Source organism: Aquabacterium sp. (assembly GCF_035476535.1).
In the GTDB taxonomy this organism is placed as follows: domain Bacteria; phylum Pseudomonadota; class Gammaproteobacteria; order Burkholderiales; family Burkholderiaceae_C; genus Pseudaquabacterium.
In genome coordinates, this window is the sequence record NZ_DATILJ010000122.1 from 1 (window position 1) to 24,522 (window position 24,522).

The 24,522-nt window shown below is 69.3% G+C and carries 20 protein-coding genes; 8 read left to right on the forward strand and 12 right to left on the reverse strand.

Annotated elements, in window-relative coordinates:
* Window positions 1–278, reverse strand: a 278-nt coding sequence (locus VLK61_RS12290; protein WP_325421530.1) for a hypothetical protein, incomplete at its 3' end; no start/stop codon positions are given.
* 162 nt (window positions 279–440) lie between these two features.
* On the opposite strand from VLK61_RS12290, the gene mnmA reads away from it, so the two are divergent.
* From mnmA to VLK61_RS12310, 4 genes are read left to right on the forward strand one after another with little or no spacing between them, the layout of a single operon-like run.
* The gene (mnmA, locus tag VLK61_RS12295) at window positions 441–1,544 is read left to right on the forward strand and encodes a tRNA 2-thiouridine(34) synthase MnmA (protein WP_325421532.1); all 1,104 of its coding nucleotides are present in this window, start codon (window positions 441–443) and stop codon (window positions 1,542–1,544) included.
* Window positions 1,516–2,433 (forward strand): DUF4394 domain-containing protein, encoded by a 918-nt coding sequence (locus tag VLK61_RS12300; RefSeq protein WP_325421534.1) that lies wholly within the window; start codon window positions 1,516–1,518, stop codon window positions 2,431–2,433. The genes mnmA and VLK61_RS12300 overlap by 29 nt, the downstream gene beginning before the upstream one ends.
* The gene (locus VLK61_RS12305; RefSeq protein ID WP_325421536.1) at window positions 2,430–3,065 is read left to right on the forward strand and encodes a methylamine utilization protein; all 636 of its coding nucleotides are present in this window, start codon (window positions 2,430–2,432) and stop codon (window positions 3,063–3,065) included. Before VLK61_RS12300 ends, VLK61_RS12305 begins: the two co-directional genes overlap by 4 nt.
* A gap of 20 nt (window positions 3,066–3,085) precedes the next feature.
* Complete coding sequence (locus VLK61_RS12310; protein ID WP_325421538.1) at window positions 3,086–5,521, forward strand: putative bifunctional diguanylate cyclase/phosphodiesterase; 2,436 nt, start codon at window positions 3,086–3,088, stop codon at window positions 5,519–5,521.
* On the opposite strand, the gene VLK61_RS12315 is transcribed toward VLK61_RS12310, so the two are convergent.
* From VLK61_RS12315 to VLK61_RS12365, 11 genes are all read right to left on the reverse strand, one after another.
* Window positions 5,493–6,470 (reverse strand): Bug family tripartite tricarboxylate transporter substrate binding protein, encoded by a 978-nt coding sequence (locus VLK61_RS12315; protein ID WP_325421540.1) that lies wholly within the window; start codon window positions 6,468–6,470, stop codon window positions 5,493–5,495. The two genes, VLK61_RS12310 and VLK61_RS12315, sit on opposite strands and share 29 nt — an antisense overlap.
* 20 nt (window positions 6,471–6,490) lie before the next feature.
* On the reverse strand, window positions 6,491–8,791 hold the full coding sequence (locus VLK61_RS12320) for a GGDEF domain-containing protein (RefSeq protein ID WP_325421542.1): 2,301 nt from the start codon (window positions 8,789–8,791) through the stop codon (window positions 6,491–6,493).
* Window positions 8,788–10,878, reverse strand: coding sequence for a diguanylate cyclase (locus tag VLK61_RS12325; protein WP_325421544.1), 2,091 nt, complete (start codon window positions 10,876–10,878; stop codon window positions 8,788–8,790). The genes VLK61_RS12320 and VLK61_RS12325 overlap by 4 nt, the downstream gene beginning before the upstream one ends.
* A 189-nt stretch (window positions 10,879–11,067) precedes the next feature.
* Window positions 11,068–12,030, reverse strand: coding sequence for an alpha/beta fold hydrolase (locus VLK61_RS12330; RefSeq protein ID WP_325421547.1), 963 nt, complete (start codon window positions 12,028–12,030; stop codon window positions 11,068–11,070).
* A complete protein-coding gene (locus VLK61_RS12335; protein WP_325421549.1) occupies window positions 12,027–12,167 on the reverse strand; it encodes a hypothetical protein in 141 nt (46 codons plus the stop codon). Before VLK61_RS12335 ends, VLK61_RS12330 begins: the two co-directional genes overlap by 4 nt.
* A 100-nt stretch (window positions 12,168–12,267) precedes the next feature.
* A complete protein-coding gene (locus VLK61_RS12340; RefSeq protein WP_325421552.1) occupies window positions 12,268–12,912 on the reverse strand; it encodes a TetR/AcrR family transcriptional regulator in 645 nt (214 codons plus the stop codon).
* 106 nt (window positions 12,913–13,018) lie between these two features.
* Complete coding sequence (locus VLK61_RS12345) at window positions 13,019–13,348, reverse strand: hypothetical protein (RefSeq protein ID WP_325421554.1); 330 nt, start codon at window positions 13,346–13,348, stop codon at window positions 13,019–13,021.
* An 80-nt stretch (window positions 13,349–13,428) separates the two neighbouring features.
* Entirely contained in the window at window positions 13,429–13,707 is a 279-nt protein-coding gene (locus VLK61_RS12350; RefSeq protein WP_325421556.1) for a hypothetical protein, read from the reverse strand.
* Window positions 13,708–13,772: 65 nt separating this feature from the next.
* Entirely contained in the window at window positions 13,773–15,455 is a 1,683-nt protein-coding gene (locus tag VLK61_RS12355; protein ID WP_325421557.1) for an ABC transporter ATP-binding protein, read from the reverse strand.
* A gap of 13 nt (window positions 15,456–15,468) precedes the next feature.
* Window positions 15,469–16,533, reverse strand: a complete 1,065-nt coding sequence (locus VLK61_RS12360) for an ABC transporter permease (protein WP_325421559.1) — start codon at window positions 16,531–16,533, stop codon at window positions 15,469–15,471.
* An 8-nt stretch (window positions 16,534–16,541) separates the two neighbouring features.
* Entirely contained in the window at window positions 16,542–17,480 is a 939-nt protein-coding gene (locus VLK61_RS12365; RefSeq protein ID WP_325421561.1) for an ABC transporter permease, read from the reverse strand.
* Window positions 17,481–17,767: 287 nt separating this feature from the next.
* Here VLK61_RS12365 and VLK61_RS12370 point away from each other — a divergent pair, with 287 nt between their 5' ends.
* From VLK61_RS12370 to VLK61_RS12385, 4 genes are all read left to right on the forward strand, one after another.
* On the forward strand, window positions 17,768–18,904 hold the full coding sequence (locus VLK61_RS12370) for an ABC transporter substrate-binding protein (protein ID WP_325421563.1): 1,137 nt from the start codon (window positions 17,768–17,770) through the stop codon (window positions 18,902–18,904).
* 119 nt (window positions 18,905–19,023) lie between these two features.
* On the forward strand, window positions 19,024–20,862 hold the full coding sequence (locus tag VLK61_RS12375; RefSeq protein WP_325421565.1) for an ABC transporter substrate-binding protein: 1,839 nt from the start codon (window positions 19,024–19,026) through the stop codon (window positions 20,860–20,862).
* A complete protein-coding gene (locus VLK61_RS12380) occupies window positions 20,859–22,685 on the forward strand; it encodes an ABC transporter substrate-binding protein (RefSeq protein ID WP_325421567.1) in 1,827 nt (608 codons plus the stop codon). The genes VLK61_RS12375 and VLK61_RS12380 overlap by 4 nt, the downstream gene beginning before the upstream one ends.
* 26 nt (window positions 22,686–22,711) lie before the next feature.
* Window positions 22,712–24,522 (forward strand): ABC transporter substrate-binding protein (locus VLK61_RS12385; protein ID WP_325421569.1); only part of this gene is annotated, 1,811 nt, incomplete at its 3' end.

Here is a 24,522-nt window from a genome sequence, read left to right on the forward strand (position 1 = left end):
CCCGCGGCGACCACGCCGCCGGCGCAGCCGAGCTCGCGTGCGTCGGCGGGAATGGCCAGCGCGCCCTTCGGGCCGACTGCGACGATCTTGCCGCCGCGGCCCAGCACCACGCCGTCGATCACCGCTGCGGCATCGGGCGCGACCAGGATGCGGGCACCGCTCAGATACCAGGTTGGCGCCTCGTCGGCGGCCTGTGCCGTCGGGCCTGGCAGCGCCAATGCCGCGGCGGTCGCCAGGCCGGGCAGGGAGTGGCGCAGCAAGCGGAGGTTCCGGACCATGCGTGGGCTTCCTCGAAGTTGGGGGGAGCGATCGTCGCACAGCGCAGCGCCGCGCCGCGCCGCGGCCGGAGGGTCGGATGTCTCGCGGATGTCTCGCAGGTGCTTGCCCGCCAATCCAGCGACAGGCGAGGGGTCCTGCCCACGCCACCTAAAATTGACATGATGAGCCCTCAACGCATCGTCGTCGGCCTCTCCGGCGGCGTCGATTCGGCCGTCACGGCCTGGTTGCTGAAGCGCCAGGGGCACGAGGTCGTCGGCATCTTCATGAAGAACTGGGAAGACGACGACGACAGCGAATACTGCTCGTCGAACGTCGATTTCGTCGATGCCGCGGCGGTGGCCGATGTCATCGGCATCGAGGTCGAGCATGTCAACTTCGCCGCCGAGTACAAGGACCGCGTGTTCGCCGAGTTCCTGCGCGAATACCAGGCCGGCCGCACGCCGAACCCCGATGTGCTGTGCAATGCCGAGATCAAGTTCAAGGCCTTTCTCGACCATGCGATGCGGCTGGGCGCCGAGAAGATTGCCACCGGGCACTACGCGAGGCTGCGGCAGGTCGATGGTGAACACCAACTGCTGAAGGGCCTGGACCCCGCGAAGGACCAGAGCTATTTCCTGCACCGGCTGACGCAGGCCCAGCTGGCGAAGACGCTGTTCCCGATCGGCGAGCTGAAGAAGACGGCGGTGCGCCAGATCGCCGAAGAGATTGGCCTGCCGAACGCGAAGAAGAAGGATTCGACCGGCATCTGCTTCATCGGCGAGCGGCCGTTCCGCGAGTTCCTCAACCGCTACCTGAGCCACGAACCCGGGCCGATCCAGGACGATCGTGGCCGCACGCTGGGCCGGCACGTCGGGCTGTCGTTCTACACGCTGGGCCAGCGCCAAGGGCTGGGCATCGGCGGTGTCAAGGAGCGCGGGGCCGTCCGTGGCGCGGGGGACCACGCACCCTGGTTCGTCGCACGCAAGGATCTTTCACGCAATGTGCTCGTGGTGGTGCAGGGGCACGACCATCCCTGGCTGCAATCGGCTACGCTCACGGCCGATGCCACCAGCTGGGTTGCCGGCCACGCGCCGGTGCCAGGTGTTTATGCCGCCAAGACGCGTTACCGCCAGGCCGATGCCGCTTGCCGTTACGAATCCGGTGACGCCGGCTTCGGCTTGCGCTTCGAGCAGCCGCAGTGGGCCGTCACGCCGGGCCAGTCCGCCGTGCTGTACGACGGCGACGTCTGCCTCGGCGGTGGCCTCATCGCCGGCGCGGGCGGCTGAGCCCGGCGCAGCGCGGCACCCGGCCCACCGCTGGCTGGGCGCGGCCACCGGCGCCCTGCTGCTGGGCGCCTGCGCCTCGATGGACGAACCGCCGCCGAATGCGCTGCGCCAGACCTTGCTGGGCCTGACCCCGGGCGGTGAGCTGATCCGCTTCAGCGCCAGCCGGCCGCAGGATCTGCAGGAACGCAAACCGGTGATCGGCTTGCCTGCAGGCGAGCAGCTGCTGGGCCTGGACTTCCGCGTCTCGCGCGGCGTGCTGTACACGCTGTCCTCGCGCGGCCAGCTCTACACGCTGGATGCAAGCAACGGCCAGCTCAGCGCCGTCGGCGCACCGATCGCGCTGGCGCTGAACGGCCAGCAGTTCGGTGTCGACGTCAACCCGGTGGCCGACCGCCTTCGCGTCGTCAGCGACCGCGGCCAGAGCCTGCGGCTGCACCCCGACACCGGTGCGGCAATCGACGGCGACCCGACCCGCGACGGCCTGCAGCCCGATGCCGAGCTGCAGTTCGCGCCCGGCGACGTGAACACCGGCCGCACGCCGCGCTTGGTGGCCGCGGCCTACACCTACAACCAGCGCGACGACAAGCTCACCACCAACTACGCCATCGATGCCGGCCTCGGCGCGCTGCTGACGCAAGGCTCGGCCGAAGGCCTGGCGCCGGTGGTCTCGCCCAACAGCGGGCGGCTGTTCACCGTCGGCGCGCTGGGCACCGGGCCGCTCCAGGATGCCTCGTTCGACATCGCCGATGTCGACAACACCGCGCTGGCCGCGCTGCGCAGCGCAGGCCGCACACGGCTGTACCGGGTGGACCTGGCCAGCGGCGCGGCCACGCTGCTGGGCACCATCGCCGGCGGCGGGCCGCTGCAAGGCCTGGCCATCATTCCATGACTTTGCACTCGGTGCCGCTGAAGCGTGCGACCTTGGCGTCCACCTTCGCCTTGGCGCTGCTGGCCAGCCTGCCGGCGGGCGCGGCACCGCTGGAGGTGCTGGTCACCAACGCCGCCGGCAAACCGCTGCCCGGCGCGGTGGTGTTCGTTGAATCGCCGCAAGCCCGCGCGGCGCTGAAGCCGACCGCCGGGATCGAGATCGCGCAGGTCGGCCGGCAGTTCGTGCCGCAGGTCAGCATCGTGCCGGTGGGCAGTGCGGTGAACTTCCCTAACCGTGATACGGTGCGTCACCACGTCTATTCGTTCTCGCCGGTGAAGCCCTTCGAGATCAAGCTCTATGTCGGCACGCCGGCCAGCCCGGTGGTGTTCGACAAGGCCGGCATCGCCGTGCTCGGCTGCAACATCCACGACAGCATGGTGGCCTGGGTGGTGGTGGTCGACACGCCCTACCATGGCCAGACCGGCGCCGACGGCAGGCTGACGCTGCCCGACCTGCCACCCGGCTCCTACAAGCTGCGCGGCTGGCACGCCAGCCTGCCGGCCGGGGCCGCGGCGGTCGAACAGGCGCTGACCATCGGCATCGGCGGCACCGCCGAAAAGGCCAGCCTGCAGCTGGCCGGCGCCAAACCGTGACGGGCCGGGCAACAGATCGCGTGGCAGGCCACCCGACCGCGCGCGCGCCCTGGTGGCGCTTCGACGCCATGCGGCTGTCCAGCCGCATGGCGATGCTGTCGGTCTTGCTGCTGCTGGCCGTGCAGTTGGTGGGCTTTGGCGTGATCCACACCACCATCGAGCGCAACGCCCGGTCGCAGCTGGCCGAGCAGCTCACCGTGGGCGAGCGCATCTGGCAGCGCCTGCTGGAGCAGCGCGCCACCCAGCTGGCGCAGGGCGCCGCGGTGCTGGCCGCCGACTACGCCTTCCGCGAGGCAGTGGGCACGCATGACAACCCCACCATCGTCTCGGCACTGGACAACCATGGCGCGCGCATCGATGCCTCGGTGGCCGCCTTCCTGGACACCGAGCTGAAGCTGGTGGCCACCTCGGACGCCAGCGACAGCGCGCTGCTGCCGGTGCTGGCCGCACTGGCGCCGCAGCTGGCCAGGCGCACCAGCGCGGTGGCCGCCGTCGGCCAGCGGCCCTACCAGTTCGTGATGGTGCCGATGAAGTCGCCGCTGCTGGTCGGCTTCGTCGTGATGGGTTTTGCGCTCGATGCCACGCTGGCCGAAGACATGCATGCGCTCAGCGGCCTCGATGCCACGCTGGTGCTGCAGCCGGCGAGTGCTGCGCCGCGCGTGCTGCTGAGCAGCCTGGCGCCGGCGCAGGCCACGGCGCTGCAGCAGACGCTCGCCGCCGCGCCGGCCGAGGGCCAGCTGCTGATCGACGGCACGCCGCACCTGGTGCGCAGCGTCGCGCTGACCGCCGGGGACGGCCCGCGGATCAGAGCGATGCTGACCAGTTCGCTGGCACGCGCAATCGAGCCCTTCCGCAGCCTGCAACTCACGCTGGCCGCGCTGACGCTGATCGGCCTGCTGCTGTTCGCGCTGGGCAGCATCTTGACGGCACGGCGTGTGACGCAGCCGCTGCGTTCGCTGGCGCGTGCCAGCGAACGGCTGGGGCGCGGCGACTACGACGCGCCGCTGGAACACACCCACCGCCGCGACGAGATCGGCGAACTGGCCAAGGCCTTCGACCACATGCGCGTGAACATCGCCGCGCAACAGGGCGAGATCCGCCTCCTGGCCTACTGGGACCGCCTGACCGGCCTGCCCAACCGCGTGCAGTTCCGCGACGCGGTGCGCGCCGCGATCGCGCGCTCGAACGCCGCACACGAGCACATCGCCGTGCTGATGCTGGACCTGGACCGCTTCAAGAACGTCAACGACGCGCTGGGCTATGCCAGTGGCGACAGCCTGCTCAAGGGCGTGGCCGAGCGGCTGCAGCAGGCCATGCAGTCGCAGGCGGCGCAGCGCGCCGCGCTGGCCGGCGGCAACCCGGTCAGCGCCGGCGACCTGCTGGCCCGGCTGGGCGGCGACGAATTTGCGCTGCTGCTGCCGGGCGCCGATGCCCGGGCCGCCAGCGCGCTGGCCGAGCAGCTGCTGCTCGCCTTCGAGGCGCCGCTGACCCTGATCGACCAGGCCGTGGACCTGAGCGCCGGCGTCGGCATCGCCTGCTGGCCCGAACATGCGGCCGATGCCGATGCGCTGCTGATCCGCGCCGAAGTGGCGATGTACGCGGCCAAGGCGCACACCGGCGGCGCCCAGGTCTACGACCCGGCGATCGACACCGCCAGCGCGCTGACGCTGTCGCTGCTGAGCGAGTTGCGCCATGCGCTCGAACACGACGAACTGCGGCTGTACCTGCAGCCCAAGATCGCGCTGAGCAGCGGCCGCGCCACCGGCGCCGAAGCGCTGGTGCGCTGGCAACATCCGCAGCGCGGGCTGGTGCCGCCGCTGCAGTTCATCCCGTTTGCCGAGCGCACCGGCTTCATCCGCCGCATCACGCTGTGGATCTTCGAGGAGACGGCGCGCTACCAGGCCGAGCTGCAGCGCCTGGGCATAGCGCGCATTTCGGTCAACCTGTCCACCCGCGACCTGCTGGACCATGAACTGCCGGCCAAGCTGGACACCTTGCTGCAGCGTCACGGCGCGGTGGCCCAGGCCTTCTGCCTGGAGATCACCGAGAGCGCGATCATGGACGACCCCGAGCGCGCCGAAGCCACGCTGAACCGCCTGGCCGAACGCGGCTTCAAGCTGTCGATCGATGACTACGGCACCGGCTACTCATCGCTGGCCTACCTGCAGCGCCTGCCGGTCAACGAGCTGAAAATCGACAAGGCCTTCGTGATGGCGATGGTCAACGAGCCCGGCGCCGCCACCATCGTGCGCTCGACCATCGACCTGGCGCACAACCTGGGCCTCACGGTGGTGGCCGAAGGCGTGGAGAACGCCGCGATCCTCGAGCACCTGCGCAGCCTGCACTGCGACGATGCGCAGGGCTTTCACATGAGCAAGCCACTGCCGGTGGCCGAGTTCGAGGCGTGGATGTTGCGATGGCAGGCGCTCAATCCACCTTCGCGCCGGACGCCTTGACCACCTTGGCCCACTTGGCGGTTTCGGCGGCCATGAACTTGGCGAACTCGGCGCTGGTGTTGCCGCTGGGGATCGCGCCCTGGGCCTGCAAGCGCTCTTTCAGCGCCGGGCTGCCCAGCGCCTTGGCGGTTTCCTGCTGCACGCGGGTGACGATGTCGGCCGGCGTGCCAGCCGGCGCCAGCAGGCCGAACCAGGAACTGGCTTCATAACCCTTCAAGGCCTTGCCGCCGGCTTCCTCGACCGTCGGCAGCTCGGGCATGGCCGGCGAGCGCGTGCCGCTGGTCACTGCCAGCGCCTTCAGCTTGCCGGCCTTGATCTGCGGCATCGCCGAGGGCAGGTTGTCGAACATCAGGTCCATGCTGCCGCCCATCAGGTCGATCAGCGCCGGACCGGAGCCGCGGTAGGGCACGTGGACCATGAAGCTGCCGGTCATGCTCTTGAACAGCTCGCCGGCCAGGTGGATCGACGTGCCGTTGCCCGAGCTGGCCATGTTGAAGCGGCCGGGGTGGGCCTTGGCCGCCTTGGCCAGGTCTTCCACCGTATTGATGTTGTACTTCTGCGCCATCGCCGGGTTCAGCACCAGCACGTTGGGCACGCCGGCCACCAGCGTGACCGGCACGAAGTCCTTCACCGGATCGAAAGGCATCTTCGGGTACAGCGCCGCGTTGATGGCATGCGTGCCCACCGTGCCCATCAGCAGCGTGTGACCGTCCGGTGCCGCCTTGGCCACCTCGGCCGCGCCGGTGTTGCCGCCGCCGCCGGGCTTGTTGTCGACGATGAAGGGCTGGCCGAAAGCCTTCTGCAGCTCGGGCGCCAGGGCACGCGCCAGGATGTCGGTGGTGCCGCCGGCGGCGAAGGGCACGACGATGCGCACCGGTTTGTTGGGCCACGGTGTTTGGGCGCTAGCGATCAGCGGGCCGGCGATGCCGGTGGCCAACAGCAGCGGCATGACGTGTCGGCGCGAAACGTTCATACGTGAGTCTCCTTCGGTTGTTGTGAATCCAGATCGACCGGCCGGCTGCGGCCGGTTTCGGCGACCGGGCCGGTGTCGATGCGCAGGCTCACCTGGCCTTCGCGCCAGGCACGCTCGAAGTCGCCTTCCAGCTGGCGCAGGCCTTCGGCATCGGCGGCATCGGCCTGCACGATGCCCACCGCGCGGTTGCGGCCCTGGCTCTTGGCGGTGTAGAGCGCCATGTCGACCAGGTTCAGCGCCTGCTCCGGGTTCAGCCGCACCTGGTGCGGCGGCAGCGGAAACACCGCGTGACCGATCGACACCGTCACGCGCAGCGGCACGCCGGTGGGCAGCACCACCGGCGCGCCGGCCACCGCCTGCAGCAGGCGCTGGGCCAGCGCATCGGTGTCCTGGCGCTGCAGGCCGGGGGCCAGCACCAGGAATTCCTCGCCGCCCCAGCGGGCCACGGTGTCCTTGCCGCGCACCGCGGCGGCGACGCGGCGCGCCACCTCCACCAGCACGCTGTCGCCGACGGCATGGCCATGCTCGTCGTTGATGCGCTTGAAGTGGTCGATGTCGACCATCAGCAGCGCGCCGTTGAACTCGGCCTGCTGGTTCTCGGCTTGCAGCACGGCCTGGAAGTGACGCCGGTTGGCCAGGCCCGTCAGCGCGTCCCGCTCGCTGGCCACGCGCAGGCTGGCGTGGCTGCGTTCGAGCCGGCGGTTGGTTTCGCGCACGCGGCGCACCAGCAGCAGCAGCAGCGTCATGGCCAGCGCCAGCACGCCGGCGCCCAGGGCCCACAGCTTGCGCGACAGGCCGCGGTTGGCCAGCTCGGCGCTCTTCAGCGCGTTGTCACGCTCCAGCTGCAGGATGTTGCGCTGCTGCGCCTCGCGGTCATAACGCGTACGCAGCTCGGCCAGCGCGGCGTCGCGGTTGGCGGCCATCAGCGCTTCGGTCAGCGCGCGTTCGCGGTGGTGCATCTCCAGCGCAGCCTTCAGCTCGCCGGCCTGGGCCAAGGCGTCGCTGTACTCGCGCAGCGAGGTCACCTGCATACCGGTGGCGCCGTCGGCGGCCCAGGCGGCCTGCAAGGCCTCGAAGTCACGCCGCGCCTCGGCCTGCCGGCCCAGCGCGACGCGGGCCAGCATCGCGTTGTTGCGCAGCACGCGCTCGATGTGCGGCAGCTGCAGCGGCGCGGCCAGCGCCTGGCCCTGCAGCGCGGCGCTCAGTGCGTCCGCCGGGCGGCCGGTGTAGAGCGCGCGGTCGCTCAGGTTGTTCCAGGCCTGCGCCTCGAGCCGCGGCGACGAGGCCTGGCGGGCCGCTAGCAGGGCCTGCTGCAGCGCCTGCTGGGCGCGATCGCCGTCGCCCCGGTCGGCCGCCAGACTGGCTTCGGTGAACAGCAGGCGGGCGGCCAGGCGCGGATCGTCATGGCGGGCCGCGATCTGCTGCGCCTGCGCCAGGTGCTGCTGCGCACGCTCCAGCTCGTGGTCCTGGTTCGCCACCATCGCCAGTTCGGTTTCGCTCCAGGCCTGGCGCCAGCTGTCGCTGCCGGCCAGGGCCAGGTTCAGCGCGGCACGGGCATGGCCGCGCGCCGCGCCCGCGGCATGTTGCAGCCGGGCCTGGTTGGCCAGTTGCTGCTGCAGGCGCCAGCGGCGGCGGTATTCACAGGCGGGCGCCGCGGCCGGCGCGGCGGGGGTGGTAGCCGTGGCGGAGGCGGCCGTCGCCGTGGCCGCGGCGGCAGATGTCGCCGGCGGTGGCGCCGCGGTCTTGCAAGAGGCTTCGTAGGCGCTCAACGCGCGCCGGGCGGATTCGGCCAGCATCGCGGTGTCGTCGCGCGCGGCGCGCAGGGCCTGCAGGTAGAGCTCGTCGGCGGCGGCCAGTCCGGCGTCGAGCGCCCGCGCGGCTGTCACCGCCAGGGCGCGCTGGCGCGTGGCCAGCGCGGCGTCGGTGCCGCGGGCGGCCAGCTCGGCTCGGGCCAGCGCCAGCGCACGTTGCGCTGCCGGCCCGGCTGTCGCGGCCTGCGCGGCGAGTGTGTCGATCTGGCCCAGCGCGGCGGGGATGCGGTCTTCGCCCTGGCGCACGATGACATCGAGCCGGGCCTCCAGCTCGTCTGCAGCCGTGGCGGGCGTCACGGCGGTCACGGCGGCAGGCCGCTCCGCGCCGGCGGGTTCCTGCGCCTGCGCGGCTGCCACGACCACCAGCAGCGAGCAGCCCAGCAGCCGCACGAGGCCGCCGAGCCGCGCCGGACACACCAGCGGTGCGCGGCCGCCGCGCCGCGCACCGAAGGCGGCCCGCCCGGCGTGGAACCGGCGCTGCGTCATCGCAGTGCCTCGTGGCCGTGCGCGGCCACGGCGGCGCCGGCCGCAGTCGGACTCAGCGTCGGCGTTGGCGCCAACGCCGGGCCGCGCAGCGGGGTCAGCTTGACGCGGCCTTCGCTCCACGCCGCTTCAAGGCCGCGGCTGATCTGCACCAGCTCGCTGGCATCGCGCGCATGCAGCAGCCGCACGCCGTAGGCCAGGTTGCGGCCATGCGCCTTGGCCAGGTAGAGGGCGGTGTCCACCAGGTCCAGCGCGTGCTCCCAGTGCACCGCCAGGCGGGTCGGCTCCGTCGGGAAGCTGGCGTAGCCGATGGAGGCACTGACCGCAACCCCGCCCTCGGCCATGCCGGGCAGTTCCACCGGCGCGCTGCCCACCGCAGTGAGCAGGCGCTGCGCCAGCGCCTGCAACTGGTCCTGCGTCAGTTCGCGCGCGACGACCAGGAATTCCTCGCCGCCCCAGCGCACGATCAGGTCTTCGTCGCGCAGGGTCGCGCGCAGGCGGCGCGCCACCTCCACCAGCACCGCATCGCCGGCGGCATGGCCATGGCGGTCGTTGATGCGCTTGAAGTGGTCCAGGTCAATCAGCAGCAGCGAGCCCTCGAAGACCCGGTCGGCGCCAGCGCTGTCGGGCTGCATCACACGCTGCAGGTAGCGGCGGTTGGCCAGGTGGGTCAGCGGGTCGCGCTCGCTCTGGGTCTGCAGCAGCGCATTGCCTTCGGACAGCGCCCGGCCGGTGCGGCGCAGGCGGTGCAGCAGCAGGGCCGCCACCACCAGCATCAGCAGGCCGATGGTGATGCCGGCCAGCCACACGCGCTGCTGCAGTTCGCTGGTCAGCAGCTGCGCCTGCTTCAGGTGGTTCTCCAACTGCAGCAGCGCCAGTTCGCGTTGCCGCCGTTCGTTGTCGAAGCCCTCCTGCAGCTCAAGGATGGCCTGCTGCTGGTCGCGGCGGAAGACGTCGTCGCTGAGCTTGCGGTGTTTGCGGAAGGCCTCGACCGCGTCCTTCAGGTAGCCGGCGCGCTCCAGGTAGCGCGCCATTTCCTCCTGAAACTCCGCCAGGCCGGTCAGCGCGCCGGTGCGTTCGTCGATGGCCATCGCCTGGCGCATGTAGTCCAGGCCCTCGTCGCGCCGGCGCAGCGAGATCAGCGACAGGCCGATGTTGGCCAGCGCCACCGATTCGGAGGTGGGGTCGGCCAGTTCGCGTGACAGCGGCAGCGCCTGCTGCGACAGCCGCAGCGCGGTGGCGTAGTCGCCGGCACGCAGGTAGTAGTCGGCGATGTTGGCCAGCGCCAGCACTTCTTCGTGGCGCGCGCCGGCGCGGCGGGTGAGCTCGATCACCTGCGTCATCGCGCGCAGCATGCCGGGGGTATCGCCGGCATCGGCGAGCAGGAAGGATTCGGTGGTCAGCGCGCGGGATTCGGTGATCAGATCCTGCTCGGCGCGGGCCATCGCCAGCGCTTCCTGGTTCAGCGCGCGCGCCTGCTCGGGCTGCTTGGCCGAATGCAGGCTGCTGGCCAGGCTGCTGCGCGCTTCGGCACGGCGCCAGCCGGGGCCGTGGCGGTCGGCCAGCGCGATGATCTGCTGGCGCAGCCGCACGCCCTCGTCGAGCTGGCCAGTGTCTTCCTTCACGCGGGCCAGCACGCGCAGCAGGCGAATGCGCAGTGCCGGCAGCGCATCGCCGGGCAGCAGCGCCAACGCGTCGGTGGCCAGCCGCTCGGCGCGCCGGGCTGGCCCGTTCTTGGCGGCCAGCTCGGCCCGCACCAGGCCGGCAGCCGCGGCCGCGCCGGCGGCGCGCGACTGCAGGCCATCGAGTTCGCGCAGCGTCAGGTCGGCGGCTTCGGCGTCATCGAGCTGGGCCTGCAGCGTGCCGCGCAGGGCCAGCGCCAGCACCCGCTGCGGGCTCGCTGCGGGCACGGCCGGCAGCCAGGCCGCCAGCTGCGCCAAAGCCGCCGCCGGCTGCGCGCGGGCCAGCAGCTCCAGCGCCGCCAGCCGGGCCTCGGGCGCGGCATCCGATGCAGGCCGCGGCGCGGTGCTCGCGGGCGACGGCGGCACGCTGGCCGGGCCCGCGACGGCCGAGCCGGCCCATCCCAGCATCAGCCCGCCCGCAACAGCCCACGGCTTCGCGCGGCTCCAGGCCGGTGCGCCCAAACACCAACGGGTCGCGACGAACTTCATGGGCAGCAGAGGACAGACCCGGGATGCGAGGCACCCAGTGTACGAAGCCGGGCAAGCCACCGGCCGGCGGTTTCCCCGAACCCGCCGCCGCCCGGCGGCGTGCGGCGTTCAGCCCGCTTCGCGCAGGAACTGCGTCACACGCTCGAGCGTGGGCGCATCGGACAAGATGCGCCGGTGGCCCAGGCCACTGCTGATCACGATGCCGCCCGTGAGGCCACCTGCGAGGCCACCCGCAACGCCACCCGGCTGCAGCGCCGCGGCCAGCGCCTGCGCGCTGGCCAGCGGTGCGATGCGGTCTTCGCGGTCGTGCAGCAGCAGCGTGGGCTGGCGCAGGTGCTGGCCCAGCCAGGCCGGCTCGAACTGCAGCATCGGCACGCCTTCACGCTGTTCGATGCGGCCCTGCATGCGCGCCGCCAGCGTCTCGCCCGGGCCCAGGCCGCTGGCGAACCAGCGCAGGAACAGGCGCGGCGGCGGCGAGGCCGCCACCAGCACCAGCCGCCCGGCCGGCAGCCCGCGCGCCAGTGCGTGAGCGCTGGCCAGCGCGCCCAACGAGTGGCCCACCACCGCATGCCAGGGCCCCAGCGTGGCCGTCACCGCGAACAGCGCGCGCACCCATTGCGGCAGCGTCGTGCGCCGGCCATCGCTGCGGCCATGGGCCGGCAAGTCCAGCAGCACCGGGTCGAAGCCGGCGGCCGCCAACTGGTCGCCCAGCTGGCGCCATTGCTGGGCATCGCCGGCCCAGCCATGCACCAGCAGCACGCGCGGCGCGCCGGCCACCACGTCGCCGCGCTGCCAGGTCACCAGATCGCCCTGCTCGAAGCGTCGGCGCTGGGGCTGCCAGGGCGCCGGCACCGGCTTCGCACGGGCGTGCTGCTTGGACGGCAGCGGCGTGAAGAACAGCTGCAGCGCCAACTGCGTGGCCGCGCGTGGCGACCAGCGATGAGCCGTGCGCAGCAGTGCGCCGAGCAGGCGCGCCGCCGGCGACGCATAAAAGCCGATCGCCGGGTTGGCCGCGGCCAAAGCCGCCATGTTGGCCGGTACAGCAGCGCTCGCGGTAGGACCCCCCTTCATGGCCGCCCTCCGGTGTCGCCATCGACCAGGCCGAAATCGGCATTGCGATGCGGCAGCAACGACCACAGGCGCCAGAGGCGGCGAACGATGTTCCAGACCAGCGCAAGCACCAGCAGGCTGAGGATGATCAGGCTCATGGATTTCTCCTGGAAACAGACAGGCTGCCTTCGGATGCAGATATCGCACGACCGTGCGAAATTAAGGCAGCAACAAGATCACGTCGGGCATTCAGGGTGCTCAGCGTGGACGGGAAGTAGAAGAAGCTGTCGGCGCGCCAGCCGCCGGCACCGAGGCCTGCAGCAGGCGCTGCCAGGCCGTCCACGCGCGGTCGGCCGCGCGGGCATCGTGCAGGAAACGCGCGTCACGCATCAGGCCGGTGAACAGCGCGTCCATCTCGAAGACCAATTGCTCGGCCTCGGTGTCGGGCCGCAGGTGGCCGGCATCGATGGCCTGGATCACCGTGCGCTTGAGCGCGGTGCGAAAACGCAGCACGCCGTCGAGCAGCCGGTCGCGCACCGGGCCTTCGCGGTCGTCGTACTCGAAGGCACCGGCGCAGTAGATGCAGCCCTGGCGTATTTCGATGTCGCGGGCCCGTGCCAGCCACAGCTGCATGATGGCGTTCAGCCGCGGCAGGCCACGCGGCTCGCGCATCGCCGGCACGAACACGTCCTGCAGGAAGCGCCGGTCGTATTCGTCGACCACCGCGCACTGCAGCGCCTCGCGCGAGCCGACGCGGGAAAACACGCCGCTCTTGGACAGCCCCAGGCGCTTGGCGACCTCGCCGATGGTCAGGCTCTCCAGCCCATCGTTCGCCGCCATCTGCAAGGCGGTGTCGACGATGGCGGCCAGGGTCAGGCCACTGCGTTCGGTCCGGGTTTCCATGGGACAGAGATTAGCACGGTCGTGCGAACTCCAGGTCGCCGCCAAGGGTATTGGGCGCGCGGGCGCCTCGTGATCGTGCCGGTGTAGGGGACTCGCCGAAAAAGGGTCAGCGCTGCGCCGCCGCCTCGAACGCGGCCCGTGCCGCCTGCATCAGCGAAGGATGCAAGGTGCCCAGCTTGGGCGACTGCCCATGCGGGGCGCGCGGCGGCACCTTGAAGTAGCGCTCCGACCAGGGCAATTCGACGACGACCTTGAAGTCGAACTTCGTGTCGCAGGACAGGCCGGCCAGATCGAAGGCGGCCGGGTGGGTCCCGCGCCGGATCGCGAACTCGCCGGACTTCAGGCGATCCGTTCGCTGTGACGTTCCGTAGACAACGCTGATGCGGATCCCATCAGTCCGCTTCTCGACGCTGACGATGAGTGCAGGTCGTGGCATGGGTCCGGGCGCTGGATCGGGCAGTTCCGGAAAGTGGCACCAAACCAGCTCACCCACCGCTGGCGGCGCCCATTGCCCGCTCATGCGAACAGGTCTTGGCGCTCCACCACCTCGCCGACCGGCAACCGGTTCCGCACGTCCTTGCGCAACAGCGCGATCTGTTTGGCGGTCAGCGCGCCGTCGTCAGCCTCGTAAGCAGGCAGCAACTGCTCGGCAAACTTGGCCAGTGCCATGTGCACCACCTGGGTCTCGGTGATGTCCAGCTCGCCAGCCAAGGCCTTCACGGTGCTGCGCGTCACACCGAAGCGAGTGTCCTTCTCGCGGAACTTCAGCAGCAGGGAGTCGGTCGTTGCGGTCATGGCAGGCTCCATCGATCGTATATGCCCAGTATATACAGAGGTGGCACAAACCATCCCGCACGCGATCAGGCGGCAGGCACCCACCCCCGCGGCACCGCCCCCAGCAGCCGCTTGGTGTACTCCTGCTGCGGCGCCGCCAGGATCTGCTGCGCGTCGGCCCGCTCGACGACGACGCCGTCCTTCATCACCAGCACCTCGTCGCTGATGAACTTCACCACGGCGAGATCGTGGCTGATGAAGACATAGGACAGGCCCAGTTCGTCCTGCAGGTCGCGCAGCAGGTTCAGCACCTGGGCCTGAACCGACACGTCGAGCGCGCTGACCGCTTCGTCGAGTACCAGCACTTCGGGGTCCAGCGTCAGGCAGCGCGCGATGGCCACGCGCTGGCGCTGGCCGCCGGAGAACTCATGCGGGTACTTGCCGAAGGCCGATGGGTCCAGACCCACCTTCTTCAGCAGTGCATGGGCACGGGCTTCGCGCTCGTTGGTGTTGGCGCCGATGCCATGGATGGTCATCGGCTCGACCAGGGTCTGGCCGATCGTGAAGCGCGGGTTCAGCGACGCGTACGGGTTCTGGAACACGATCTGGATGCGCCGGCGCATCAGCTGGCGCTCGGCGGCATTCAGGTTCAGCAGGTTGCGGCCGTCGAAGATCACCTCGCCGCCGGTGGGCTCGTGCAGGCGCAGCAGCGTCAAGCCCATCGTCGTCTTGCCCGAGCCGGATTCGCCGACCACGCCCAGCGTGTAGCCCTTGCGCAGCTCGAAGTTCACATCGCTCACCGCGCGGAACTCGCGCTTGCCGAACAGGCCTTCGCGCAGGAAAAAGCTCTTGGCCAGCGACTTGACCTGCAGCACCACGGGTGCGTTGGGGTCCTTGGGTTTGGCCACCGCGATGCTGACATCGGTGCCGGTCTGGCCGGCAATGTGCTCGTCGATCACCGTCAGCCGCGCGGGCGTGTCGGTCAGGCTCGGCCGGCAGGCCAGCAGCGCCTTGGTGTAGGCATCCTGCGGCGCGCTGAAGATCTGCGCCACGGGGCCTTGCTCGCGCACGATGCCATGGCGCATCACCACCACATGGTCGGCAATCTCGCCGACCAGGCCCAGGTCGTGGCTAATGAAGAGCACGCTCATGCGGTGCTTGTCCTTCATTTTCGCGATCAATTCGATGATCTGGCGCTGGATGGTCACGTCCAGCGCGGTGGTCGGCTCGTCGGCGATCAGCAGCTTGGGCTCGCAGGCCAGCGCCATCGCGATCATCACGCGCTGCTGCTGGCCGCCGGACATCTCGTGCGGATAGGCGCCCAGCCGGCGCTTGGGCTCGGGAATGCCCACTTCGTTGAGCAGCGCCTCGGCCCGCGCCGTGGCCTGTCGGCGGCTCATGCCCAGGTGCCGGATCAGCGGTTCGGCCAGCTGCTGGCCGACGGTGAACACCGGGTTCAGCGAACTCATCGGGTCCTGGAACACGCAGGCGATCTCGCGGCCGCGCAGCGCCTGCAATTCGGCCAGCGAGGCCTGCAGCAGGTCCTTGCCGTTGTAGAGCACACGGCCTTCGCGCTGGGCGTTGTCCGGCAGCAGGTTCAGCATGCTCATCGCGGTGACGCTCTTGCCCGAGCCCGATTCGCCGACCAGCGCCAGCGTGGCGTTCTCGGGAATGTCGAAGCTCACGCCCTTGACGGCCTGCGCCAAGGTCTTGGCGCCACGCTCGCCCATGCGGAACGCGACCTTCAGGTCTTGAATGCTCAGCAGCATGTGGATGTCTCTCTCAATCTGCGCCGCGGAGCTTCGGGTCCAGCGCATCGCGCCAGGCATCGGCCATCAGCGAGAACGCGGTGACGAACACCGCCATGAACGCGGTGGCGGCCACCAGTTGCCACCAGTAGCCCAGGATCAGCTCGGCCTGCGATTCGGCCAGCATCGTGCCCCAGCTGACCTGGTCGATCGGCACGCCCAGGCCCAGGTAGGACAGGATCACTTCGCTCTTGATGAAGCCCACCACCAGCAGCGACATGCGCACCAGGATCACGTGGCTGACGTTGGGCAGGATGTGGCGGAACATGCGCGAGGTGGACGAGGCACCGATGGCCTCGGCCGCACGCACGTACTCACGCGTGCGGTGCTTGATGAACTCGGCCCGCACCTGTCTATACAGGTCTGTCCAGCCGACCAGGCTGAGGATGATCACGATGGTCCAGATGCCGCGCGGAATGATCGCATCGGCGCGGTTCAGCACCGCCGCCAGCGTGAAGATCAGCAGGATGCTGGGGATCGACGTGAACACCGTGTACAGCCACTCGAGAAAGTCGCCAACCTTGCCGCCGAAGTAGCCCGACAACGCACCGAGCACGGTGCCCAGCACGGTGGCCATCAGCGCGGCCAGCACGCCCACCGCCACCGACACCTGCGTGCCCTTGATGGCTTTGGACAGCACGTCGCGGCCCAGCCGGTCGGCGCCGAAGGAGAGGGTCTCGGCCTTCACCGTGTCAGCCGTCTTCAGCTTGGCGGCACGCTCTTCCCATTCCTTGTAGCGCGGCGCCAGCGGGTCCACCGACGACAGGTCCACGTTCGGGCCCTTGGGCACCGCAATGGCGCCGGTGGCCTCGGCCGGCTTCGGGCCGATGAAGTGCGGTGGTGCATTCGGCACGCCGACCTCCTTCTCCCAGCCCTTGGCGACCAGGCCGATGCCCGACAGCAGGATCAGCAGCAGGAAGGCGACGACGATGATCAATGACGTCAGCCCGACGCGGTCGGACTTGAAGCGCCGCCAGGCGGCATGCCAGACGCCTTCGGAATGCGGCGTGGCACTGGCCGTCACCGCGGGAGAGTTCAAGACCGCGCTCATTTGAGGACCACCCGCGGGTCGACGACCTTGTAGAGGATGTCCGTCGCCAGGTTGATGAACATCGTCAGCACCGCCAGGTACACCGTCGTCGCCTGGATCACCGGATAGTCGCTGCGGTTCACCGCCAGCAGCACCTCGCGGCCCAGGCCGGGGATCGAGAAAAAGACCTCAATCAGGAACGAGCCGACGAAGATGCCGGGCAGCGCCAGCCCGATGTTGGTGAGGATCGGGATCATCGCGTTGCGCAGCACATGCTTGAACAGGACAGTGCCTTCCTTCAGGCCCTTGGCGCGCGCGGTGCGCACGTAGTCGTGGCCCAGCTCATCGAGGAAGAAGCTGCGGTACAGCCGCGTCTGCGGCGAGACGCCCACCAGCACCGCCAGGAACACCGGCAGCGGCACATAGGTGGTCAAGTTGGTCCAGGTCGAATCGCTCCAGCCCTGCACCGGGAACCAGCCGAGCTGGAAACCGAAGAAGTACTGGCCGATGATGATGTAGACCAGGAAGCTGATCGACAGCGCCACGGTGGTCACGACCATCAGCATGCGGTCGGTCAGCGAGCCGCGCACATAGGCCACGCCCAGCGCGATCGGTATCGCCAGCAGCGTGTCCATCACCAGGATCGGGATCATCACCGTCAGCGTCGCCGGCATGCGGGTGGCGAACATGTGGCTCACCGCTTCGTTGGTGGCCCAGCTCTTGCCCCACTCGAAGGTGGCGATCTGCTTCAGGAAGATCCACAGCTGCACATACCAGGGCTCGTTGAGCCCCAGCTGCTGGCGGATCGCATCGACCTGCGCCGCAGTGGCGTTGAGCCCACCGAGGATTTCGGCCGGATCTCCGCCGAAGAAGTGAAACAGCACGAACACCAGCAGCACCACGCCGATCAGCGTGGGGATCATCTGCCACAGGCGTCGTATCAGGTAGGCCACCATGACACTGAAGCTCCATGCACGGGCAGCACACGCTTATGGCGCAGCCACCCCAATTTCGGGATGCGCGAGTGTAGGACCGCCACACCAGCGCTTCCCCCTATCGCAAACCCCGTGCCGGCCCCCGCGCTTGCCGCATGTTCGGCAGCGGCGATGGCGATGACTAATGCCGCTTTCACAAGCCAAGCAGCCACTGGCAGCGGTTAACCTCGGCCCACGCGACGCCGGACAGGCCACCTGATCAAGGCACTGGCCGGCGACAAGAAATCCGTGGGAACGAGGAGACGAGATTGGGCGTTGCACACAAGCTCTTCTGGGCCGCCGCACTGGCCATGGCCGGTGGACCGGTCGGTTTCGCGACCGCCCAGGCACAGGGCAACACCACGAAGCCGCCGATTGTCATTGGTCAAACCACCAGCCTCACCGGGGTGGCCGCGGGCTTTGCAAAGCCCGTGGCCGATGGCCTGCGGGCGACAGTGGAGGCCGCCAACCGCAGTGGCGGCATCGGCGGGCGCCCGGTCAAGCTGGTCGTGCTGGACGATGGCTTCGACCCCCAGCGCGCGGTCGAGAACGCCAGTCGCCTGATCGACGAGGGAGCGGTGGCGCTGGTCGGGCCCAACGGCGCTCCGTCGACGCAAGCCCTGACGCCCCTGGCTCGCGAGCGGCGCGTCGCACTGATCGGCTCGACGCAGGGTGCGCCCGCGCTGCGCGAGTTCGAGCCCACCCGCTTCTACGTGCGGGCGAGCTTCCGCGACGAAGTCAACCGCATCGTCACCCACTTGCGCACGCTGGGGATGCAACGCGTGGCGGTGGCCTACTTCGACAACCCGTTCGGCCAGCAAGGCGCACAGATGGTCAAAGAGGCGGTGCAAGCGGCCGGCCTGGACTTCGTAGGCCCGGTCGCGATTTCCGCTGATGCCGCCAAGACCCAGGCCGCTGCGGCCGCTTTGAGCAAGCAGGCGCCGCAGGTGGTGGTGCTGTACTCGCTGGTGCAACCGGCCGCGGAGTTCGTGCGGGCCTACCGCAGCCTCGGCACGGCGCAGTTCTACACCATCTCGGTGGCCAGTGCCGATGCGCTGCACTCGGCCATCGGCGAGGCAAGCCGCGGCATCGTGATCGCCCAGCTGTTCCCGGCACCGACTCAAACCGCGCTGCGGCTGGTGTCGTCGTGCACCGCGGCACTGAGCGCCGTGGGCATCGCCCCGATCAGCTATGCGCACATCGAGGGTTGCGTGATCGGCGGTGTCACGCTGGAAGGCCTGCGGCGCGCCAAGGGCGAGGTGAACCGGGAGGCGCTGATTGATGCACTGTCCGGCGCCACCATCGATCTCGGAGGCTTCCGGACGGTGTACGGCCCGAACGCCCGCAACGGCTCCACGTTCGTGGAATTGACGATGGCCAACGGCGGCGGCAAGACGGCGCGCTAGGCCCGCAGCGGGGCAATGCCGATGCGGCAAGCCGCGCGCGGCCCTTAGACTCGGCGCTTCGCCAACCAAGTCCCTGCGCAGGCCGCCCTCACCCGGGCGCTTCTGCCGACTGTGTATTCATGAGCCGACCCCTGCTCCTGGCGCTGACCACAAGTCTGTTGCTGTCCCTGTGCGCCGCCATCGCGCCGGTGCGTGCGGCCGCCACCAGTGCGGCCAATCCCGCGCCCAAGACCCTGCGCTATGCCTTCCGCACCGCCGAGACCTCGTTCGATCCGGCGCAGATCACCGATCTGTATTCACGCACCGTCGCGGCCAACATCTTCGACGCGCCGCTGGAGTTCGCCTTCATGGCGCGGCCCTTCCAGGTGCGGCCGAATACCGCCGCGGCGATGCCCGAAGTCGCGGCCGACTTCAAGACCATCACGCTGCGCATCCAGCCCGGCATCTACTTCGCCGACGACCCGGTGTTCCAGGGCAAGAAGCGCGAGCTGACCGCGCAGGACTATGTCTACAGCATCAAGCGCCACTACGACCCGCGCTGGAAGAGCGGCAACCTCTATGTGCTGGAGAACACCAAGCTGCTGGGCCTGTCCGAGCTGCGCAAGGCCCTGATCGCCGCGAACAAGCCCTTCGACTACGACACCGAGGTTGAAGGCGTGCGCGCGCTGGACCGCTACACGCTGCAGTTGCGCTTCGGCGAGCCGCAGCCGCGCTTCCTGTACCAGATGGCCGACGGCGCGCTGCTCGGCGCACTGGCGCGCGAGGTGGTCGAGCACTACGACGACAAGATCGGCGCCCACCCGGTGGGCACCGGCCCGTACCGGCTGACGCAGTGGGTGCGCTCGTCGAAGATCGTGCTCGAGCGCAACCCGAACTACCGCGAGGTGCTGTACGACGAACAACCGCCGGCCGACAACGCCCGGCTGCAGGCCATTGCCGCCAAGTTCAAGGGCCGCAAGCTGCCGCTGAACGAGCGCGTCGAGGTCTCGATCATCGAAGAGAACCAGCCGCGCTGGCTGGCCTTCCTGAACACCGAGCAGGACCTGATGGATGAAGTGCCGGTGGACTTCGCGCCGCAGGCCCTGCCCAACAACCAGTTGGCGCCGCACCTGGTCAAGCGCGGCATCACGATGGAGCGCTACACGCGCGCCGACATCTCAGCCTCGTACTTCGCGATGGAGAACCCGCTGGTCGGCGGTTACACGCCGGCCAAGGTGGCACTGCGCCGCGCCATCGCGCTGGCGGTGGATCTCGACAGCGAGATCCGCCTGGTGCGCCGTGGCCAGGCCATTCCCGCGCAATCGACGGTCGGCCCCAACACCTGGGGCTACGACGCGGCTTTCAAGAGCGAGATGAGCGAGTTCGACCGCGCCAAGGCCCACGCGCTGCTGGACATGCACGGCTACATCGACCGCGACGGCGACGGCTGGCGCGACCAGCCCGACGGCCAGCCGCTGCTGCTGGAGTATTCAACCCAGCCGGACCAGGAAAAGCGCCAGCTGGCCGAGCACTGGAAGAAGAACATGGATGCGATCGGCATCCGCATCGTCTTCAAGTACGCCAAGTTTCCCGAGCAGCTGAAGGCCTCGCGCAGCGGCAAGCTGATGATGTGGGGCGTGGGCTGGTTGGCCACGCAGCCCGATGCCGACTCCTTCCTCGAACTCGGCTACGGCCCCAACAAGGGCCAGGCCAACCACGCGCGCTTCGACCTGCCGGCCTACAACGCGCTGCACGAGCGCCAGCGCACGATGGCCGACGGCCCCGAGCGCGCCGCGCTGGTCGAGCAGGCCAAGAAATTGCTGGTGGCCTACATGCCCTACAAAGCGCACGTGCACCGCGTCTTCACCGACCTGGCGCACCCGTGGGTCAAGGGCTACCACCGCAACATCTTCGCGCGCAATTTCTGGAAGTATGTGGACGTGGACATGGACGAACACCAGCGCCGGAGCCAGCGATGAAACTGCTGCGCCGCATGCTTGGCCGGGGCCTGCTGGCGCTGGCCGTTGCAAGCCCGTGGGCCGCGCCCGGCCATGCCGACGAAGCACGCAAGGTGCTGCGCTTCGCCTTCAGCTCGGCCGAAACCAGCTTCGACCCGGTCAAGGTCAACGACCTGTATTCGCGCACCATCACGCCGCACATCTTCGAGGCGCTGTACGCCTACGATGCGCTGGCGCGGCCGGTGAAGATCAGGCCGCTGCTGGCCGAGGCCATGCCGGAGGTCTCGGCCGACTTCAAGACCTGGACGGTCAGGCTTCGCCGGGGCATCTTCTTCGCCGACGACCCCGCCTTCCAGGGCAAAAAGCGCGAGCTGGTGGCACAGGACTTCGTCTACGTCTTCCAGCGTGTATTCGACCCCGCCAACAAGAGCCCGGGCCTGGGTGAGCTGGATTCGGTCGGCTTTGTCGGCTTCAACATCGCGCACGACGAAGCGGTCAAGAGCGGCAAGCCCTTCGATTACGACCGCGAACTGCCGGGCATCCGCGCACTGGACCGCTACACGATCCGCTTCACGCTGAACGAGCCGCGCCCGCGGCTGTTGGAGACGCTGGCGCAATCGGACCTGTACGGTGCGATCGCGCGCGAAGTGGTCGCGTTCTACGGCGACAAGATCGACGCGCATCCGGTGGGCACCGGCCCGTTCCGGCTGAAGCAGTGGCGGCGCAGCTCGCTGATCGTGCTCGAACGCAGCCCCGACTACCGCGAAGAGCACTACCAGGCCGAGCCGGCTGCAGACGATGCCGAGGGCCAGGCCATCCTAAAGCGGCTGAAGGGCAGGCGCCTGCCGATGATCGACGAGGTGCAGGTCTCGATCATCGACGAAAGCCAGCCGCGCTGGCTGAGCTTCCTGAACGGCCAGGTCGACGCGATGGCGACGCAGACGGGCGCGGTGCCGGTCGAATTCGTCAACATGGCCATGCCCGGCGGCAAGCTGGCACCGAACCTGGCCAAGCGCGGCATCGTCGGGCGCAGCATCGTGAACCCCGATCTGGGCGTGTCCTTCTTCAACATGGAGAACCCTACCGTCGGCGGCTACACGCCGGAGAAGATCGCGTTGCGCCGCGCCATCTCGCTGGCCTACGACGTGCAGCGTGAGATCACCATCGTGCGCCGCGGCATCGGCGTGCGTGCGCAATCGCCGATCGTGCCGCACACCTCGGGCTACGACCCGGCCTTCAAGAGCGAGATGAGCGACTACGACCCGGCCCGCGCGCGTGCGCTGCTGGACCTGTACGGCTATGTCGACCGCGATGGCGATGGATACCGCGAGATGCCTGACGGCTCGCCGCTGGTGCTGGAGATGCGCACGCAGCCGCAACAGCGCAGCCGCGACCTGGACCAGGTGTGGAAGAAGATGATGGACGCGGTGGGCATCCGCATCCGCTTTCTCACCGCGCGCTGGGCCGAGAACCTGAAGGCCGCGCGCGCCGGCAACCTGATGATGTGGCAGCTCGGCAACTCGGCCGACAAGCCCGACGGCCAGAGCGCCCTGGCCGCCTACTACGGCCCCGAGATCGGTGGTCAGAACATGGCCCGCTTCAAGCTGCCCGCTTTCGACCGCCTCTACGAGCGCCTGCAAGCCCTGCCCGACGGCCCCGAGCGCGAGGCCCTGTTCTTCGAAGCCAAGCGCCTGGCAGTGGCCTACATGCCATGGAAGCAGCATGTGCACCGTGTCGAGATCGACCTGCTACAACCCTGGGTGGTCGGCTACCGCCGCCCGCTGTTCTGGACCGAGTGGTGGAACAGCGTCGACATCGACGACAGCCGCCGGCCCGCGCACTGAGCCACCCTACCGCAGGACATGCTCCGATGAAGTTCCCTTGGCGCGGAATACTGTGCGCAGGCCTGCTGGCGCTGGCAGCCTTCACCGGCGCGATGGCCCAGCCCGACTCGCCGAAGAAGGTGCTGCACCTCGCTTTCAGCGCGGCCGAGACCAGTTTCGACCCGATCAAGGTCAACGACACCTACTCGCGCACCATCACGCCACACATCTTCGAAGCGCTGTACCGCTTCGACCACCTGGCGCGTCCGGTCAAGATCGTGCCGCTGCTGGCCGACGGCTTGCCCGAGGTCTCGGCCGACTTCAGGACCTGGACCATCAAGGTCAAGCCCGGCATCTACTTCGCCGACGACCCGGCCTTCAAGGGCCAGAAACGTGAGGTGGTGGCCCAGGACTTCGTCTACGCCATCAAGCGCGCCTTCGACCCGGCCAACAAGAGCCCGGTGATCGGCGGCCTGCTGGCCAACGGCTTCAGCGGCATGAACGCGCTGCGCGACGAAACCCTCGCCGCCAAGAAACCCTTCGACTACGACCGCGAGGTCGCGGGCATGCGCGCACTCGACCGCTACACCGTGCGCTTCCAGGTCGACGAGCCGCGGCCGCGCCTGCTCGAAATCCTGGCCTGGTCGGACCTGTTCGGTGCCATTGCACGCGAGGTGGTCGAGCACTATGGCGACCAGATCGACGCGCACCCGGTGGGCACCGGGCCGTTCCGGCTGAAGCAATGGCGGCGCAGTTCCTTGATCGTGCTGGAGCGCAACCCGCAGTACCGCGACGTGTTCTACGACGCCGAGCCCGCGCCGGGCGATGCCGAAGGCCAGGCCATCCTGGCGAAACTGAAGGGCAAGCGCCTGCCCATCATCGACGAAGTGCAGGTCTCGATCATCGACGAGAGCCAGCCGCGCTGGCTGAGCTTTCTCAACAGCCGGCTCGACGTCATCGCGGCCAAGCAAGGGCCGGTGCCGAGCGAGTTCATCGTCACTGCGATGCCCAACGGCAAGCTCGCGCCCAACCTCGCGAAGCAGGGCATCCAGGGCTGGCGGATCGTCAACCCCGACACCGCGCTGACCTTCTTCAACATGGAGCATGCGCTGGTCGGCGGCTACACGCCGGAGAAGGTGGCGCTGCGCCGCGCGATCTCGATGGCCTACAACGTGCAGCGCGAGATCAGCCTGATCCGCCGCGGCGGCGCGACGCCCGCGCAATCGCCGATCGTGCCGCACACCAGCGGCTACGACCCGGATTTCAAGAGCGAGATGAGCGACCACGACCCGGCCCGCGCCCGCGCGCTGCTGGACATGTACGGCTACGTCGACCGCGACGGCGACGGCTGGCGTGAGCAGCCCGATGGCCAGCCGCTGGAACTGGAGATGGCCACCGAGCCCGAGCAGCGCAACCGCACTTTCAACGAGCTGTGGAAGAAGTGCCTGGACGCGGTGGGCCTGCGCGTGCGCTTCGTCACCGCGCAATGGCCCGAGAACCTGAAGGCCGCACGCACCGGCAAGCTGATGATGTGGACGCTAGGCTCCTCGGCCGACGTGCCCGACGGCCAAGGCGCGCTGGCCCGCCTGTACAGCCCGGAGATCGGCAGCCAGAACATGGCGCGCTTCAAGCTCGAGGCCTTCGACCGCCTGTACGAGCGCATGAAGGCGCTGCCCGACGGCCCCGAGCGCGACGCGCTGTTCCTCGAAGCCAAGCGCATGGCCATCGCCTACATGCCGTGGAAGTTCCATGTGCACCGCATCGAGATCGACCTGGTGCACCCCTGGGTCATCGGCTACCGCCGGCCGCTGTTCTGGAACAACTGGTGGCACATGATCGACATCGACACGCGCCGGCA

Excerpts from the sequence above, each read along its gene's own strand:
- mnmA (WP_325421532.1), top strand. The coding sequence starts at position 441 with ATGAGCCCTCAACGCATCGTCGTCGGCCTCTCCGGCGGCGTCGATTCG.
- VLK61_RS12305 (WP_325421536.1), top strand. The coding sequence starts at position 2,430 with ATGACTTTGCACTCGGTGCCGCTGAAGCGTGCGACCTTGGCGTCCACC.
- VLK61_RS12315 (WP_325421540.1), bottom strand. The coding sequence starts at position 6,470 with ATGCCGCTGCTGTTGGCCACCGGCATCGCCGGCCCGCTGATCGCTAGC.
- VLK61_RS12320 (WP_325421542.1), bottom strand. The coding sequence starts at position 8,791 with ATGACGCAGCGCCGGTTCCACGCCGGGCGGGCCGCCTTCGGTGCGCGG.
- VLK61_RS12325 (WP_325421544.1), bottom strand. The coding sequence starts at position 10,878 with ATGCTGGGATGGGCCGGCTCGGCCGTCGCGGGCCCGGCCAGCGTGCCG.
- VLK61_RS12330 (WP_325421547.1), bottom strand. The coding sequence starts at position 12,030 with ATGAAGGGGGGTCCTACCGCGAGCGCTGCTGTACCGGCCAACATGGCG.
- VLK61_RS12335 (WP_325421549.1), bottom strand. The coding sequence starts at position 12,167 with ATGAGCCTGATCATCCTCAGCCTGCTGGTGCTTGCGCTGGTCTGGAAC.
- VLK61_RS12340 (WP_325421552.1), bottom strand. The coding sequence starts at position 12,912 with ATGGAAACCCGGACCGAACGCAGTGGCCTGACCCTGGCCGCCATCGTC.
- VLK61_RS12345 (WP_325421554.1), bottom strand. The coding sequence starts at position 13,348 with ATGCCACGACCTGCACTCATCGTCAGCGTCGAGAAGCGGACTGATGGG.
- VLK61_RS12350 (WP_325421556.1), bottom strand. The coding sequence starts at position 13,707 with ATGACCGCAACGACCGACTCCCTGCTGCTGAAGTTCCGCGAGAAGGAC.
- VLK61_RS12355 (WP_325421557.1), bottom strand. The coding sequence starts at position 15,455 with ATGCTGCTGAGCATTCAAGACCTGAAGGTCGCGTTCCGCATGGGCGAG.
- VLK61_RS12365 (WP_325421561.1), bottom strand. The coding sequence starts at position 17,480 with ATGGTGGCCTACCTGATACGACGCCTGTGGCAGATGATCCCCACGCTG.
- VLK61_RS12375 (WP_325421565.1), top strand. The coding sequence starts at position 19,024 with ATGAGCCGACCCCTGCTCCTGGCGCTGACCACAAGTCTGTTGCTGTCC.
- VLK61_RS12380 (WP_325421567.1), top strand. The coding sequence starts at position 20,859 with ATGAAACTGCTGCGCCGCATGCTTGGCCGGGGCCTGCTGGCGCTGGCC.